The sequence below is a fragment of the Paraburkholderia dilworthii genome (genome assembly GCF_000472525.1).
Lineage (GTDB): Bacteria > Pseudomonadota > Gammaproteobacteria > Burkholderiales > Burkholderiaceae > Paraburkholderia > Paraburkholderia dilworthii.
The window spans coordinates 36595-51744 of the sequence record NZ_AWZT01000034.1 but is presented as its reverse complement, the minus strand read 5'-3'; the positions used below and the strand labels follow the sequence as shown (position 1 = coordinate 51744).

Genomic DNA, 15150 nt, shown 5'->3' with positions numbered 1-15150 from the left:
GCGCAGATTGACGCGACCGGCAAATTGCCGATGACTGCATTGAAACGCGGCGAGTGGCCCGTCTCCTGGCGCTTCTTTCGCAAGTCGGCAGGCCCTCGTTCGCTACCCTCGCCCGATCACGCGCTTGCGCCCTTCCTTCACTTGCGCGAGATGCGCGTCGTCCCAGTCATAGAAACCCGCGCCGCTGCGCACGCCCACACGCCCTGCCTGTACCTGCTGACGCAGCACATCTAGCACGTCCTCATCTTTCGCAAGTTCCGGCATCAGGTGCGTGGAAATATCAAGGAAAGTATCCAGCCCGCCCATGTCGGCGGCTTCCAGCGGTCCAACAATTCCCCATCGCCGCCCGAGCGACGCCTTCATGACGCGGTCCACCACATCGGGCGTCGCGGCGCCCGAACGGACGATATTCAGCGCCTCGCGCAACACCGCAAACTGCAAACGGTTGCCGACGAATCCAGGAATCGCTTTTGCGAGAACCACCGGCTCCATACCGATTGCGCTCATCAACTCGGCGGTCTTCGCCGTCACCTCGGGTGCTGTCGCGCTTCCGGGCACCACTTCGACGAGCGGAATCATGTGCGGCGGATTCCAGAAATGCGCGATGACAAAGCGCTCTTTTGCACGCAATGGAGCAACGAGCTGGTCCGGCGGAAAGCCGCTCGTGTTGCTGGCGAGAATGGCGTCGGGGGCGAGGAGCGTAGTCAGCTTCTCATACAGGCGGTGCTTCAACTCCAGCACCTCGGGAATCGCTTCGATCACGAAATCCGCGGATCGCATTACGTCCAGTTCCGCGTGAGTCTCGATGAGTGCGAGCGCGGCCTGCTTTGCCTTCAGGTCGATGCGGCCGGCGTCGATCAATTCGTCGAGCACCGCTTCCGCCTTGGGCGCGACGCTCGCAAGACGCGCTGCGTCCACGTCATGCACGATCGTCCGGTATCCGTGCAATGCGCTCTGCGTCGCGATGCCGACGCCCATCAGTCCCGTTCCCACCACGCCTATTACTGTATTCGCTGCCTTGCTCACGCCGCTCCCTCGCTGACATCGGTGAAAGCTTTAAAGGATAGCGCAGTACGCAGGTCCGCAATGCCGAATGCGACAAAGCCGGCCTCCCGCGAGGAAGAGCCGGCTTTGCCGGGTTCATGCCGCCCGAAGCGGCGCGGCCATGCGCGAATTAGTAGCGCGCGGGCGGACGGTGTTCGTCGCGGCCGTGGTGACGCGGGTCATAGTCGTGCGGATGATGGCGCATCCACTCGTCGTGGCCCCAATAGCGGTGCCCGTCATAGTAGCGGTCGCCATGCCAGCCGATGTTGATGGACACGCCCACCGGCATCATGTGCGGCTCGCCATAAACGACCGGCCCCGGGCCGCGTTCGACGATCACACGTTCCTGAGCGAACGCGCCGCCCGCTGCCATCAAGGCGCCACCGGCCAGCAGAGCCGCGATAATCGTACGCGATGTCTTGTTGAAGGCTTTCATAGTTCTCTCCCGTCAAAGTTTGAATCGAGCCGGCGCCGCGTTGCTTGAGCCTCGAAGTTCTGGCCCGCATAAGACGCCGTGCGCTTGAAACCAACTTTAGCGACGCAACTCGCATGAAGACGTGAGCACTTGTAAGCGCTCATTTCACAGAAAGGGACGGGTTGCCGAATTGTTGTTTCTGTTACGACGCCCGTCCGCAAAGGCTTCCTGAACAAATCGCCCGCGTTGCCCGCTACGAAGATGTCAGGCGCCGTTACATTCATTTCGGCCGGGAAATATTCGGCGGGAAGAAAGCGCCGCCCGAAGAAGGCCGGACCGCCAGACAAAACAAAGCCACGGCACGCTTTCGCGGGCCGTGGCTTGAATGACGCGCAGATTTGACATGCGCACCCGGCGCGAGAACCGCGCACGGGTTCATAGGCCGCTATTAGTCGGTCAGCTTGATGCCGAACAGCGTAGCTTGAGCCTTGCGCTGGCGCTCTGCTTCGCGCGAACGCGCTGCGTACGAGTAGTCCGTATCCAGCGGCAAGTGGGGCGACGCAAAGAGGTCGCTGACCTTTTGGAACAATGCAAAGATGAAGCTCATGGCGACTCCCGGTTGGTTACTGCGTTTGCTAGGGTTTTCCCTTAAGAAGAATTATAGGGTTTTCCCTAGGCGAAAGCTAGTGCAATGCAGCGTCTATCCGGTGTGACGCCTTGTCGCGGCCTGTTTCACGCTGATATTGCGTTGCAACATGACCACGTCCCTATTTTCTTGCGGCGGCTATTCTGCCGCAACGCTTACTGAAGCGTTGTCGGCGACAGCTTTCTGGCGGTCGGGCGGCGTTTGGCCGGTGCGCTTTTGCGCGGATTGACCGCGGCGGCGTCGACGGCGCCTTGCGCCGAAGGATCAGCCGCAGCCAGCGTCGCGCTGTTGACGGACACGATCAGGCCCGGCAGCGTACGCGTCGGCTGGTCTTGCGGCTTGACGGCGGCGCCGGTGGCGGAGAATTCGATATTCAGGGCCCAGTGTCCGTCGTGTATGCCTTGATCTCGCAGAAGTGCGGCAATTAGATCCTCGATGGAATATTTGTGTTCGCTTGTCGGCATGTCGGCTTTGGTCGAATAAGGCGCTGGCGTGTCCGATCGGCTCCGCAGCAGCATGCAGAGTGTAGAGCGCGTGATCTGGCTTGCGGCCGACCGTCGGCGGCGGTCGCCTTACGGCGCCTATCCGCGATAAGCAGTGAGCTTGCCGCCGCTGCCGGCGTTTCGCCGGCGCGGCGGGCGCTCGGAGACTGTCAGTGGGAGTCGGCCGTTTTCGGCTTGTGGTTGTGTCGCGCATGAACGGCGCGCTTGCTGTTCGCGGATGCCGGCACTGAGGGCGCTTGCTGCGGCGCTACGGGCACCTGCGTGACTACCGGTGCCGGCGTCCGCGAGGCGGCGTTGCCGGCTGCATTGGCCATCGCCATTTGCATGCCGAGCACACTGGCCATCGCGGTCTGCTGGCTTTGCATCATCTGTTCGATGCGATGCTGTTGTGCGGTGGTTTCGCGCGTGAGGCGCATCAAAAGTACGGTCTGCGTGATGCCAATCGCGACCGTCATAAGCAGCGCACCGACCACGATCGACAGCATCCATTTCATACGGCGCGAATGGTCCGTCGCTGCTCGGCGCTGGTCGGCAATCACGCCGTAGAGCGCGTCGACCGTGTCCGCGAAGGCCGTCGCCCGCGCGCGATCGAGTTCCGGCGCGGCGCGCAATGCAGCAGCGGCGGCTTCTTCGCGCTGTGCTTCCTGCCGGGATGTGGTGAAAGCTGTGCCGGCGCGTGCGGAGGTCGGCGTGGTCGAGGGTGGCGTCGTTTGGCGTGCGGATGCTTCGTTGGCCGGCGACAGCGCCGTCTCGCGTGCGGATGCGTCGGCGGTCGTGCGTGACGTCGTTTGGCGCGCGGACACATCCTTGGCCATCGACAGCGCCGTTTCGCGTGCGGATGCATCCGAAGTCGTGCGTGGCTCCTTCGCCGAGCTATCCGCTCGCGCAGATCTTCTCGCCTCGCGCGCCGATGCCCGCTCAGCGTCCGGCTCAGCGACTCCGCCGTATGTGTTCGCGGCGGACGCCCCCGTTACACCCGCGGGGCGTGCAACCGCCGCTTCGGTTTGCCCATCAGCAGTCAATAGCTGCGAAGTTTTGCTGCCCGCCTGCGACGTACCGCCGTGCGGAGAATCCGCCTTCCCCACGCCCCGCTCGGCTGCCTGACGCAGCGCCGTCACACTGCGCGCCACCGTCGCGGCCGCCGTGGCGGGCGTCAGCGGAGAAGCCGCTTCGCGCGCCGATGCCACCGCATTTTGGTGCTCAGCGGCACCCACAGCAGTCGCCTTCCGCGCAGCATCCGCATCCGCATCGGCATCGGCATCGGCATCGGCAGCCACCGTCGACGGCTCCATTTCCAGCCCGCTCAATTGCGCATCGAGGCCGGCCGGCTCATCGGTCCTGGCCGCGCGAGGCGCCCGGCGCGCCGTTTTAGCGTCCGTCGACGCGCTATCGTTCGGCGCATCCAGCGCGCCTACGGCCGCCAGCACCGCATCGGGCAGTTCAAAACCGTGCAACGTGCCTTGGCGGATGTCGATATTCATCGCTTCCAGCGTGGCACGGGTGGGATCGTCGGGGAACAGGTCGAGCGTGCCGTCGTCGCGCGAGGCGTCGCTCAGTTGCGCGAGGCGTTGTGCCGAGCGCGCAGCGCGCGCCAGCTTTTTTTCGGTTTCGGTCGAGACGGTGGCCTCGCGGCGCTTCGTCGTGGAAGCGCCGCGCGGAGGCCGGGACTGTGTGGATACTGCGGAATCTGCCATAGAGAAAAAAGCGATCGTCGCCATGAGAGCGGGCGCCGGCACCGCTCGTCAATGCCGTTGGAATTTTTCGAGACCGCATTGTCGCATGGCGTCCGCCGCCACCGAAGCCGTTCGCAGACGATTTCCGGTTTTTAGGCCGATGCGTCGTCTTGCCTGAATTCCTTGACGCCGCGCAGTTGGCGCAAGCGCGTGCAAATCGCCTCGTATTCAACGTTCGACACGCGATGCAGGGTAATCATTACCTCGTCGTACTCCGGCGTTTCGTCGCTTTGCTGCATGACGAATTGTTTGACGCGCGGGCTGGCTGCGCCCAGTTCGTCGTGCAGCGAGTGAAACGTCATGGCGCCGCGCTCGACGAGCATGGTCACCTGGCGCCGCTGCCTGACCGTGATGAATCGCCGCTCGAGCGGCTTGATGCCCGCGAGGATGATCAGAATGATGATGGTCGCCGCAATCGACGCCGTATAGAGTCCGCCGCCGACCGCCAGGCCGATCGCTGCGACCGACCAGAGGCTCGCGGCCGTCGTCAGCCCGCGCACGATTTCGCCGCGCAGCAGGATCGAACCGGCGCCCAGAAAGCCGATCCCCGAAACGACCTGGGCCGCCATCCGGGACGGATCGAGTACTACGTGTTCGCCGGTGAGCACTTCGGCGAAACCGTAAGCCGACACGATCATGATCAGCGCCGACCCTACGCACACCAGCATATGCGTGCGCAATCCCGCAGCCCATGACAGACGCTCACGCTCGAAGCCAATCACGCTGCCGAGCGCCGCAGCCAACACCAGACGGGAGATGAGTTCAAGGTTGCCCAGCACGGTGCTCTCTCCTTCTTCAAATTATTTGAAGTGTTGTCCTCGTCCATTTTGGGCGCCGGCCGGAATCCGTTTGCATTATGCTAGCCCGCACGCCGCCGCTGCTCGCGCTGTACCCGCTGCATCACTTGCACATGCTGCTCGCGCTACAGGCTGCTTGCCGGTGCTCCACCGCCAGTCGCACTACCGCCAGAATCAGGCCCGCTTCCACGGGCGTTTTAGAACACCGCTTTGAAATATGACCATGTCCAGCACGAACCCTGACGCCGCCCGAACCATCGCGCTCGCCGCGGGGCTGCGCGAGCACTTCAACGGCGTGATCCTGCCGATGTGGCACGGGCCGGGTTTCAACACCGCGCTCAAGCTGCCGTACGAAGCGCTCGGCGCAGAAGATCATCGTCCAGCGCCCGCGCTACGCTATCGGGCAATGGCTTGCGCACGCCAACTCTTCGTGTTCTCGGAAGCCGGCGACGCGGCCCACGCGCACGTTTTGTTCGATTCCCTCACGCACACTTTTCAGGACACGAAACACGGCGGTTGGTTCTACAGCGTCGACCAGCAAGGCGCCCCGCTCGACACCGCCAAAGACCTGTACACGCATGCGTTCGTCGTATTCGCCTGTGCGGAATATGGCCGGCGTTCCGGAAATCGCGACGCGCTGGAAATCGTGCATCGGACGTCGGCTCTGATTCAGTCGCACTTTGCCGCTGAGGACGATCTCTTCAATGCAGCGCTCACCGCCGACTTCGCCGAGGTGCCTGGCACACCGGTTCAGAATCCGTTGATGCATCTGACCGAAGCCTGGCTGGCGGCCCGCGAAGCCACGCGCGACAACGCTTTCGACGCCGCGCTGCGGCGCCTGGCCGGCGCGGTCGCTCGTCACTTCGTGCATGCGCCGTCGGGCTGCATCGCCGAATTGCCGATCGGCACCGACGACAATCGCCTGGAGCCCGGCCATCAGTTCGAATGGTTCTGGCTCGCGAGGCAGGCGGGCGCGCTCTTCGAAGGTTCAGGGCTCGCGGAAACACTGACGCGCGCGTTCGACTTCGCACAACGCAATGGCGTGAATCAGGAAACGGGCGGCGTGTGCGCGTCGCTCGATGAAAACGGCCGGATCAAGGACCCAACGCAGCGCATCTGGGCGCAAACGGAATATTTGCGCGCGCTCGCGAGCCACGACGAGCCGCTCGTGCGCGCGGCTCTGCCGCGGCAAATTGAACTGTTCCAGCAGCGATTCTTGCGTCCGCAAGGCTGGTTCGAATGCAAGACCTCAGCCGGAGACGTGGCGCGTGCCGACATGCCGTCGACCACGCCTTATCACCTTGCAACCGCTTTCCACGCGTTGCCAGCCTGAAACGCCGGCAGACCAGTGCGGAAGCCAGCCGATCCGCCATGCGCGGCGGTGTTGCCGTCTGGCGGCATCCGCCAAACATTCGCCGCGAGGCGACTGGCCCGGACAGCCCGGTCGATCAATACTCTTCTCGCTGCCACGGACCCCAGTCGCTCCCGGCAGATCTGGATCGCATATAAGTGGCGCTTTGGCCAGTAGGCGTTTCCGACGTATCGCCTTGCGGCTTGCGGTCGGTGGTGTGGAGGGCGAAGGCCTGGCGATCATCGGCATCCACAGTGATGCGGCCGACCGGGTCCGGTGCGTCTTCTTGGGGGGATTTAGACTCCAATACCGCGAGATACGGGGTCAAACGACTCCAGAACGACGTCAGTTCTTCCTGCAAATAATGTGTCAATGTTTTTCCTGGGAGAGTAATACAAGCAGTTTACCCTACCCGGAGGCACATCCTTTTTCGTGCCCTCGACACGTCGAAAAGGCCGAAACCTGGGAATACCCGAATACTGGTTGATTGGCATCCGTCATAAAGACGTGATACAACTCCTACTTCGCGCTCGATCTCGATTTGAGAAATAGCGGTCGCGAATGCAATACACAACATTTACTGGATCAAAAATGGCAACAGGTACTGTGAAGTGGTTTAACGATGCAAAGGGCTTTGGTTTCATCACGCCGGACGACGGCGGCGAAGACCTGTTTGCACACTTTTCGGAAGTTCAAGGCAGCGGCTTTAAGTCCCTGCAGGAAAACCAGAAAGTGACGTTCGAAGTGAAGCAGGGCCCGAAGGGCAAGCAAGCTGCTAACATCACGCCGGCCTAAGTACCAACGGTACGCCGACGCACGCTTAGGCGCTTGCGCCTAATACAAGAATGGCCCGCTTTCGCGGGCCATTTTTCTTTTCCGGTTGCCCGATTTTTGAGCGCGAACAATTTAAATCGCGCGCATTCCCGACAACCCAAGTTGCATCATTTCCGTCGGCATTTCATCGATCTGTTGTGTGCGCAACACAGCCTCCGAAATTTCGAACACGGAAACCGCCTGCTTCAATTGCTGGGTCTGTTGATGCAGCGAAGCCGCCGCTGCCGCCGCCTGCTCGACGAGCGCGGCATTCTGCTGCGTCATCTCGTCCATCTGCACGACGGCCTGGTTCACCTGCTCGATGCCCGTGCTTTGCTCAAGCGACGATGCGCTGATCTCCGCCATCATCTGCGTGACGCGCGAAATCGAGGCGGACACATTGCTCATCGCTTCGCCGGCATGTTCCACGAGTGCGGAGCCGCCCTGAATTTCCGCGACCGATTCGCTGATCAGCGTCTTGATTTCCTTCGCCGACTGCGCGCTGCGCTGTGCCAGCCCGCGCACTTCGCCGGCCACGACCGCGAAGCCGCGGCCCTGTTCGCCGGCGCGCGCCGCCTCGACGGCAGCATTGAGCGCGAGAATATTCGTCTGGAACGCAATGCCGTCGATCACCGAAATGATCTCGGCGATCTTGTCCGAGCTCTGCGCAATGCCGCGCATCTTGTCCACCACCTTGTCGACTACTTCGCTGCCGCGCGACGTCGCCTCGAGAGCCGTCTCGGCGAGTGCATTCGCTTCGCGCGCGTGGTCGGCGTTCTGACGCACGGTGGCCGTCAATTCTTCCATGCTCGACGCAGTTTCTTCGAGGGATGCCGCCTGGTTTTCGGTGCGTGCGGACAGATCGGCGTTGCCGGTCGCGATTTCATCGGCGCCCAGGTGAATCGAGTCGGCCGATTCGCGCACGGTCTGCACGGTTCGCGCGACGCTCGCCTGCATTCTGGCAAGGCCTGAGAAGAGCCGGCCGATTTCGTTGGTGCCACGCGCAGCGATCGGCTGATCGAGACGCCCTTGCGCGATGCGCTCGAAGTGACGGCCGGCTTCCTCGAGCGGTGCGACCACGCCGCGGCGCAACGCCATATGCACCGCGAACGTCCCGCCGACCAGCGCCAGCAGAATCACAATGCTGACGGCCCGGAAGGTGGCCATGCGGGTGTCGATGGAATCGAGCGATGCGCGACTCGCCGAATTGCCGAACTGCGTGAAGTTATGCAGTTCGGTCAAATACCCGTCCTGGAACGACTGCGTCGGCTGGTCGAGAAATGCCTGGATGTTGTTTGCATCGAGAAACTGCGCGAGTTCGGTCAGCGCGCCGTGCAGCTTCTTGTAGCGTTCGGCGAGAGCCGCCGCGCGGGCGCCGTTTTCGTCGCTGGTCTTCGGTGCGCTCATGAAGGCGTTGAACGACTGCTCGGCGGCCGTAAGCTGCTCACGCGCATGCTGAACGATGTCGGTCGGCTCCGCGCCGCCGCGCACCATCCGCGTACCGGCGCGCGACAGGTTGATGCGGGCGTCCATCAGATGCTGCGTCGTTTCGTTGACGGCATCCACCTGCTTGAGCGCGATGTTCGAAAGGTCGCCAACGTCGTCATGCGTACGCGTCAATGACCAGAAACCCAGACCCACCGTGACAAGCTGGAAAACGCAAAACGCGGCCAGAACACACAACAGGCCGGATGCGACCTTGATCTTGCTGAACATCGTGAACACCTGAAGGCAAAGAATAACGGGAGCTACGTCAGGGTTAACGGCAGCATCGGGGTTTGCTTAAGCTCAAATTCGTCAAAGTTCGTCTTACGTTGCCTTTACGTCGCCCCTACGTCGTCCAACGTCCGCATTTCTGTCGTTCCACGCAACAATGCCAAGCAGATATTTCCGATTCACCTTGACGGCGTGCGTCGGCGCTTCCTAGAGTGGGTAGGGACTGACGACCGCACGCCAGTGCGCGATGCCACCGCGGGCCTTCCTCGAAGGAATCACAATGACTGACCTACTCGACCGGGCGCGCGGCGCATTGCACGCTCAGCCGTTCAGCGTGCTGCTAGGCGCGGAGTTGATGTACACGGGCACCGACGAACTGACGCTGAGCCTGCCGATCCGCGATGAATTGCGGCAGCAGCACGGCTTCGTGCATGGCGGCGTGATCAGCTATCTCGCCGACAACGCGCTGACGTTTGCGGGCGCGCTGTTGCTCGGGCCGAAGGTCGTGACGGGAGAATATAAGATCAACTATCTGCGCCCCGCGGTGAACGGCACGCTGATCGCGCGGGCGAAGGTGGTGTATGCGGGCCGCCATCAGGCGACCTGCCAATGCAACATCTTTGTGATGGACGGCAACCGCGAGAAACTCGTCGCGGTTGCGCAAGGCACGGTCAACCGGATCGGCGAGAACGGCGACCACGAACCGGCGAGCTAACGCTGAAGGCTCACGCGCCCGGCGCCGGTTCGCAAAGAACTTACTCCGCGGAGTACGTCTTTTGCGTTTGCTCGCCGAGGCCTTCGATGCCGAGGCGAATCGTCTGGCCCGGCTTCAGATACACCGGATTCGGCTTCACACCCATGCCGACGCCCGGCGGCGTGCCGGTGGATATGACATCGCCCGGTTGCAGGCTCATGCACTGTGACACATACGAGACGAGCTTCGCGACGCCGAACACCATCGTCTTCGTGCTGCCGTTCTGATAGCGGTGACCGTCCACTTCGAGCCACAGGCTGAGGTTCTGCGGATCGGCGACTTCGTCGCGCGTGACCATCCACGGGCCGATCGGGCCGAACGTGTCGAAGCCCTTGCCCTTGTCCCATGTACCGCCGCGTTCGATCTGCCATTCGCGTTCCGACACGTCGTTGATCACGCAATAGCCGGCGACATAATCGAGCGCATTCGCTTCGTCGACATACTTGGCCGGTTTGCCGATCACGACGCCGAGCTCCACTTCCCAATCGGTCTTCTTCGAGCCGCGCGGAATTTCGACGTCGTCGTTCGGGCCGGAGATCGCGCTCGTCCACTTGTTGAAGATCACCGGCTCGGCCGGCACAGGCAGATTCGACTCGGCAGCATGATCCGCGTAATTCAAGCCGATGCAGATGAACTTGCCGATCTTGCCGACGCACGGACCCATGCGCGGATTGCCTTCCACGACCGGCAACGAAGCGGGATCGAGCGCGCGAAGTTTGGCAAGGCTCTCGTCGGTCAGCGCCGCGCCGTCGATGTCGGCAACCACGCCGGACAGATCGCGAATCTTGCCTTGCGCGTCGAGCAAGCCCGGCTTTTCCTGGCCTTTCGGCCCGTAACGAAGCAGTTTCATCGTTGCACTTTCCTCTGGGTTTCAGTGGTGTTCGGTTGATACGTCAGTGTGCGTTGGCTTATGCAGCCGCGTGTGTCAGTTCGACCAGCCGCCATCGATCACATGTGCGTGACCGGTCGTGAACGCCGACTCGTCCGACGCGAGATACAGCGCCAGCGCAGCAATCTCATCGGGCTTGCCGATGCGGCCCATCGGCTGGCGCGCGACAAACGCCGCCTGCACCGCTTCGAGCGTCGCGCCTTGCGCGGCCGCCTGCGCCGCGATCCGCTGTTCGAGCGACGGCGACGACACCGTACCCGGGCAGATCGCGTTACAGCGTACACCACGCGTGATGAAATCCGCGGCAACCGACTTGGTCAGCCCGATGACCGCCGCCTTCGACGCGCTATACGCGAAGCGGTTCGGCACGCCTTTCACGCTCGACGCCGCCGACGACATATTGATGATCGAGCCGCCGCCGCGCTCGATCATCGCGGGCAGGAACGCGCGAATCATCCGGTACATTGCCTTCGCGTTCAGGTCGAAGGCGAAGTCCCAATCTTCTTCGCTGCATTCGAGAATCGAACCCGCATGCACGAAGCCTGCACAGTTGAACAGCACGTCGATCGGACCGAGTTCGGCGGCCAGAGCCTTGATGGCGTCGCCGTCGAGCACGTCGAGCTTGCGCGCCTCGACCGGCTTGCCCGCGAGCGCTTCGATACGGATGTCGGTGGCAATCACGCGCGCGCCTTCGCGTGCGAACATTTCGGCGGTCGCGAGGCCAATGCCTTGTCCCGCAGCGGTAATCAATGCTGTCTTGCCGGCCAGTCTTTGTGTCATCTACGACTCCAGTTGAATGGGCTAAATCTCTTCGTCACATCACAGTCGATAAAACGCAGCGGCGTTGCCGCCGAAAACCGCTTCGCGCTCGCCGTCGTCAAGCGACGCAAGCAGCGTGGTCGCCACCGAATGCCACAGCAGATAATCGCCATTCAGTTCGAGCACGGGCCAATCGCTGCCCCACATGAGCCGCGCCGGCCCGAAGGTAGCCAACAGATGCTCGACGTACGGCCGCAGCGTTTCTTCGGTCCAGCCAGGCGATGCCTCGGTCGCGAGCCCGGATAGCTTGCAATACACGCCCGGCAGCTTCGCGAGCCGCGCGATCGCATCGGCCCATGTTTGCCAGCCCGCCTGGCCGTAGCGGATGGGCGGCTTCGCGCCGTGATCGATCACGATGCGCAGCGCCGGAAAACGCCGCGCGAAAGTTTCCACATGCTCGACATGGCGCGCGTAGATCAGCGCGTCGAAAGCAAGATCGTGCGCGATCAGCGCTTCGATGGCCGGCGCAAGGTCGGGGTTCGCGATCCAGGTATCGTCGGGCAGGTCTTGCAGCATCGGCCGCACGCCCTTGAACTTCGGCGCCTGGGCGAGCGCTCCGATTAAAGCCGGCGCGGTCGGCAGCAGAAGCGGCACCCAACCGACCACTCCTGCAATGGACGGCTCCTCGCGCGCAATGTCCAGCAGATAACGCGTTTCGTCGATGGTGGGCGCCGCCTGCACGACGACCGTTCTCCCGATGCCCGCTTTCTCGCGCAACGGTTTCAGATCCGCCGGGCCGAACGGCCGGTACAGAATCTCGAGCTCCGGCGTGAGCCATTCGTAATCGCCGCGAGCGGGGTTCCAATAGTGCTGATGCGCATCGATATGCATCTTCGGATTAGTCCTCTGGCGCGGGCGCGCGGCTGTCGAGCAAGCCATCCTCGTGCAACGCAGACCATAACGCCGCGGGGATCGGCAACTCGAACGACGCAGCGTTCTCACGCAATTCGTCGGCACTGCGCGCGCCGGTCAGCACGGTGGCGACCGCCGGATGCGCATACGGAAACTGCAAGGCTGCGGCGGCGAGCGGCACGCCGTGATCGCGGCACACTGCCTCCAACCGCGCGACACGCTCGATGACTTCGCGCGGCGCCTCGCCATAATTGAATTTCAGATCACCTTCGACGCCGCGCGCCAGAATGCCCGAGTTGAAAGCGCCGCCTAACAGGATGCTGACGCCGCGCCTTTCGCATGCCGGCAAGAGGTCGTTGAGCGTCGCCTGTTCGAGGAGCGTATAACGGCCCGCAAGCAACGCGCAATCGATATCGAACTCGGCCATTGCGTCGAGTATGACCGCGCCTTCATTGACGCCGAGCCCCACCGCCTCGACCGCGCCGGCCGAGCGCAGCTCGTCGAGCGCGCGAAAGCCGCCGCCTTCGGTCAGTTGTCGCCAGTAGTGAGGATTGTTTTCGCCGTGCGTGACGCGGCCGATGTCGTGAACCAGCAGAATGTCGATCTCGACAATGCCGAGCCGCTGCTGGCTGTCTTCGAACGAACGCAGAATGCCGTCGTGCGTGTAGTCGTAAATCGCTTCGAAGGGCAGCGGATTCTGCCAGCCTTCCGTGCCGTCGTAGGGCGTGGTGCGCGGTACGAAACGGCGGCCCACTTTGGTCGATAACACATACTCGCTGCGCGGATAGCGGCGCAAAGCGTCGCCGAGACGATGCTCCGCTTTGGTGTGGCCGTAATGCGGCGCGGTGTCGAAATAGCGCACGCCGGCGTCCCACGCGGCCGCGACGGTCGCCTGCGCTTCTTCATCGGACAGATCGCGATATAAGCCGCCGAGCGGCGCCGTGCCGAGGCTCAATCCGGTTACTTTCAGCGCGCCCCGGCCAACGCGCCGGTGCTGCTGGATTTTCGAACCGTTCGTTGCAGTCATTGAGCGTGTCTCCTTCTTGCTCTCGTCGCATGCAAATGGTTGCCGTTGCATGTCTTTTTATCACACCCTAAGCCAACGCTCAGTGCGACTCCACGGCAACCGCGCGCCGCAGCGGCGCAACGCTCAAAGGCAAGCATGCTGGCCCCACCGGCTCAAAACTCTTGTAGGTCAGGATGAATTCCTGATGACCCAGCATTTCCGACTTGGAAGCCGCGCCCTGCGACACCGCCACCGTCTGGTCGAACACTTCGCGTCCCACTTCGTCGAGCGTGCCGCGGCCTTCGAGGATACGGCCCGCGTCCACGTCCATGTCGCCGGCGAGATTGCGATACGTGGCGGGATTTGCGCACACCTTGATGACCGGCGAGATCGCCGAGCCGACCACCGAACCGCGCCCGGTCGTGAACAGAATCACATGCGCGCCGCACGCAATTAGCTCGCCGATTTCGGCGTTGTCGCTAATGTTCGGAAAGCCGAAACGCGGTTCGCCGTCGGGCACGACATCGAGCAAATACAGGCCGCCGGTCGGCGGAATATCGCCCGGCTTGACGATACCCGCAATCGGCGACGCGCCGCTTTTCGCATACGCGCCTAGCGATTTTTCTTCCTGCGTGGTGAGGCCGCCGTCTGCGTTGCCGACTGCAAAACTGCCGTGGCCGAGAATGGAGTAATAGCGCGCCGCTTTCGCGACGCACTCGACAATCGCATCGCCGAGTTCGGGCCGCGCCGCGCGCGTCTTCATATGAAACTCGCAGCCCACCAGTTCGCCCGTTTCCTCGAAGATACAGGTCGCGCCCGCATCGATCAGATGATCGAACGCGCGACCCACCGCCGGATTCGCGGTGATACCGCTCGTGCCGTCCGAGCCGCCGCAAATCGTGCCGATGACAAGTTCGCTCAGCGCCATCGGCACTTTCTTTTGCGCGGCGAGTTGCTTGCGCGCGCCGCGAACCCAGTCGACGCCATATTGAATCGTGCTGCGCGTGCCGCCCTTCTCCTGGATCGTCAGCACTTCGACGGGCCGGCCGCTTGCGCGCACCACATCGACGAGATAGTGCTTGTTCATGCTCTCGCATCCGAGCGAGACGAACAACACCGCCCCGACGTTAGGGTGCGTGGTGAGCCGCTCGAGCATTTTCTCCGCGTATCCGTTCGGATAGCAGCCGGGAAAGCCGATCAGATGCACGGGCGGCTCGCGCCCGGCTGAAGCGTCGGCAAGCGTGTCACCGAACGCGTCGAGCGGCTCGCGGAACTGGGTGACGATCTCGCGCGCCACGTGATGCGCGCACTCGACCAGATACGCGACCGCGACCACATTGCGGATGCCTTTGCGGCCGTCGCTGCGCGGGTAGCCTTCGAGCATCGGCTGCTGCGTGGTGGCGGTTGCTACGGAAGTGTCAGTCATGATCGTTCCAGCGCAGCGCGAGGCCGCGTCGTTGTGCGCAAGTCAGTGGTGTACGAATTGATGGCCCGCGTCGTGCGTATAAGTCGGCAGGTAGTCGCTTTCGAGGTTGTGCGTATGCAGATGCGCGCCGCGCTGCACCGCTTCGGTCACGTGGCCGATTACCGCGCCGTAGCGCAGCACCTTGTCGTTCTTCGCAAGATTGCGGCGCGCTACCTTGTGCCCGAGTTCGATGGTGTGCGAAAGCGTCACGCTCTCGCCTTCGATCTCCAGTTGCGTGCCGGCGTCGAGACGCGCCGCCGCGATCAGGCAGTTGTCTTCGGGACTGAGCAGGATCAGATGCGAATCCGTTTGCATTGGGCGGCTGGTCAAATGAGTTCTCCGTTAGG

17 protein-coding genes are annotated in these 15150 nt (G+C 62.8%); 3 read left to right on the top strand and 14 right to left on the bottom strand.

Annotation, left to right across the window (positions count from 1 at the left end):
• Positions 1–102: 102 nt before the first annotated feature.
• From F759_RS0124910 to F759_RS0124880, 6 genes are all read right to left on the bottom strand, one after another.
• Positions 103–1026, bottom strand: a complete 924-nt coding sequence (locus tag F759_RS0124910) for a 3-hydroxyacyl-CoA dehydrogenase family protein (protein ID WP_027802256.1) — start codon at positions 1024–1026, stop codon at positions 103–105.
• A gap of 148 nt (positions 1027–1174) precedes the next feature.
• Entirely contained in the window at positions 1175–1480 is a 306-nt protein-coding gene (locus F759_RS0124905) for a hypothetical protein (protein ID WP_027802255.1), read from the bottom strand.
• Positions 1481–1907: 427 nt separating this feature from the next.
• Positions 1908–2066 (bottom strand): hypothetical protein, encoded by a 159-nt coding sequence (locus tag F759_RS43420; protein WP_167334042.1) that lies wholly within the window; start codon positions 2064–2066, stop codon positions 1908–1910.
• Between the two features lie 194 nt (positions 2067–2260).
• Positions 2261–2569 (bottom strand): hypothetical protein, encoded by a 309-nt coding sequence (locus F759_RS0124895; protein WP_027802254.1) that lies wholly within the window; start codon positions 2567–2569, stop codon positions 2261–2263.
• Between the two features lie 188 nt (positions 2570–2757).
• Positions 2758–4302: a hypothetical protein gene (locus tag F759_RS0124890; protein WP_027802253.1), complete on the bottom strand. Its 1545-nt coding sequence runs from the start codon at positions 4300–4302 to the stop codon at positions 2758–2760.
• A gap of 131 nt (positions 4303–4433) precedes the next feature.
• On the bottom strand, positions 4434–5120 hold the full coding sequence (locus tag F759_RS0124880) for an MgtC/SapB family protein (RefSeq protein ID WP_027802252.1): 687 nt from the start codon (positions 5118–5120) through the stop codon (positions 4434–4436).
• Positions 5121–5361: 241 nt separating this feature from the next.
• On the opposite strand from F759_RS0124880, the gene F759_RS0124875 reads away from it, so the two are divergent.
• Positions 5362–6471, top strand: a complete 1110-nt coding sequence (locus F759_RS0124875) for an AGE family epimerase/isomerase (RefSeq protein WP_027802251.1) — start codon at positions 5362–5364, stop codon at positions 6469–6471.
• A 115-nt stretch (positions 6472–6586) separates the two neighbouring features.
• Here the strand turns inward: F759_RS0124875 and F759_RS41215 are convergent, their stop codons facing one another.
• On the bottom strand, positions 6587–6862 hold the full coding sequence (locus F759_RS41215; protein WP_084534335.1) for a hypothetical protein: 276 nt from the start codon (positions 6860–6862) through the stop codon (positions 6587–6589).
• Positions 6863–7080: 218 nt separating this feature from the next.
• Between F759_RS41215 and F759_RS0124870 the strand changes: the two genes are divergently transcribed.
• Complete coding sequence (locus F759_RS0124870) at positions 7081–7284, top strand: cold-shock protein (protein ID WP_027802250.1); 204 nt, start codon at positions 7081–7083, stop codon at positions 7282–7284.
• A gap of 111 nt (positions 7285–7395) precedes the next feature.
• On the opposite strand, the gene F759_RS0124865 is transcribed toward F759_RS0124870, so the two are convergent.
• Positions 7396–9018 carry a methyl-accepting chemotaxis protein gene (locus F759_RS0124865; protein ID WP_027802249.1) on the bottom strand — a complete coding sequence of 541 codons (1623 nt, stop codon included), beginning with the start codon at positions 9016–9018 and terminating at the stop codon, positions 7396–7398.
• Positions 9019–9298: 280 nt separating this feature from the next.
• Here F759_RS0124865 and F759_RS0124860 point away from each other — a divergent pair, with 280 nt between their 5' ends.
• Entirely contained in the window at positions 9299–9733 is a 435-nt protein-coding gene (locus tag F759_RS0124860; protein ID WP_027802248.1) for a PaaI family thioesterase, read from the top strand.
• A 40-nt stretch (positions 9734–9773) separates the two neighbouring features.
• Here the strand turns inward: F759_RS0124860 and F759_RS0124855 are convergent, their stop codons facing one another.
• The 6 genes from F759_RS0124855 to F759_RS0124830 form a co-directional block, all read right to left on the bottom strand.
• Positions 9774–10622 (bottom strand): ureidoglycolate lyase, encoded by an 849-nt coding sequence (locus F759_RS0124855; protein ID WP_027802247.1) that lies wholly within the window; start codon positions 10620–10622, stop codon positions 9774–9776.
• A gap of 75 nt (positions 10623–10697) precedes the next feature.
• Positions 10698–11441, bottom strand: coding sequence for an SDR family oxidoreductase (locus F759_RS0124850; protein WP_027802246.1), 744 nt, complete (start codon positions 11439–11441; stop codon positions 10698–10700).
• A 39-nt stretch (positions 11442–11480) separates the two neighbouring features.
• Positions 11481–12311: an amidohydrolase family protein gene (locus F759_RS0124845; RefSeq protein WP_027802245.1), complete on the bottom strand. Its 831-nt coding sequence runs from the start codon at positions 12309–12311 to the stop codon at positions 11481–11483.
• 7 nt (positions 12312–12318) lie between these two features.
• Positions 12319–13359: an aldo/keto reductase gene (locus F759_RS0124840; protein WP_027802244.1), complete on the bottom strand. Its 1041-nt coding sequence runs from the start codon at positions 13357–13359 to the stop codon at positions 12319–12321.
• A gap of 79 nt (positions 13360–13438) precedes the next feature.
• Complete coding sequence (locus tag F759_RS0124835) at positions 13439–14764, bottom strand: UxaA family hydrolase (RefSeq protein ID WP_027802243.1); 1326 nt, start codon at positions 14762–14764, stop codon at positions 13439–13441.
• A 42-nt stretch (positions 14765–14806) separates the two neighbouring features.
• Entirely contained in the window at positions 14807–15133 is a 327-nt protein-coding gene (locus F759_RS0124830; protein ID WP_027802242.1) for a UxaA family hydrolase, read from the bottom strand.
• Positions 15134–15150 lie beyond the last annotated feature (17 nt).

Bases quoted from the DNA above. Each gene is read 5' to 3' on its own strand.
- F759_RS0124895 (WP_027802254.1), bottom strand. From the start codon at position 2,569: ATGCCGACAAGCGAACACAAATATTCCATCGAGGATCTAATTGCCGCA.
- F759_RS0124840 (WP_027802244.1), bottom strand. From the start codon at position 13,359: ATGACTGCAACGAACGGTTCGAAAATCCAGCAGCACCGGCGCGTTGGC.
- F759_RS0124855 (WP_027802247.1), bottom strand. From the start codon at position 10,622: ATGAAACTGCTTCGTTACGGGCCGAAAGGCCAGGAAAAGCCGGGCTTG.
- F759_RS0124870 (WP_027802250.1), top strand. From the start codon at position 7,081: ATGGCAACAGGTACTGTGAAGTGGTTTAACGATGCAAAGGGCTTTGGT.
- F759_RS0124875 (WP_027802251.1), top strand. From the start codon at position 5,362: ATGTCCAGCACGAACCCTGACGCCGCCCGAACCATCGCGCTCGCCGCG.
- F759_RS0124905 (WP_027802255.1), bottom strand. From the start codon at position 1,480: ATGAAAGCCTTCAACAAGACATCGCGTACGATTATCGCGGCTCTGCTG.
- F759_RS0124835 (WP_027802243.1), bottom strand. From the start codon at position 14,764: ATGACTGACACTTCCGTAGCAACCGCCACCACGCAGCAGCCGATGCTC.
- F759_RS0124865 (WP_027802249.1), bottom strand. From the start codon at position 9,018: ATGTTCAGCAAGATCAAGGTCGCATCCGGCCTGTTGTGTGTTCTGGCC.
- F759_RS0124845 (WP_027802245.1), bottom strand. From the start codon at position 12,311: ATGCATATCGATGCGCATCAGCACTATTGGAACCCCGCTCGCGGCGAT.
- F759_RS0124860 (WP_027802248.1), top strand. From the start codon at position 9,299: ATGACTGACCTACTCGACCGGGCGCGCGGCGCATTGCACGCTCAGCCG.
- F759_RS0124890 (WP_027802253.1), bottom strand. From the start codon at position 4,302: ATGGCAGATTCCGCAGTATCCACACAGTCCCGGCCTCCGCGCGGCGCT.
- F759_RS43420 (WP_167334042.1), bottom strand. From the start codon at position 2,066: ATGAGCTTCATCTTTGCATTGTTCCAAAAGGTCAGCGACCTCTTTGCG.
- F759_RS0124850 (WP_027802246.1), bottom strand. From the start codon at position 11,441: ATGACACAAAGACTGGCCGGCAAGACAGCATTGATTACCGCTGCGGGA.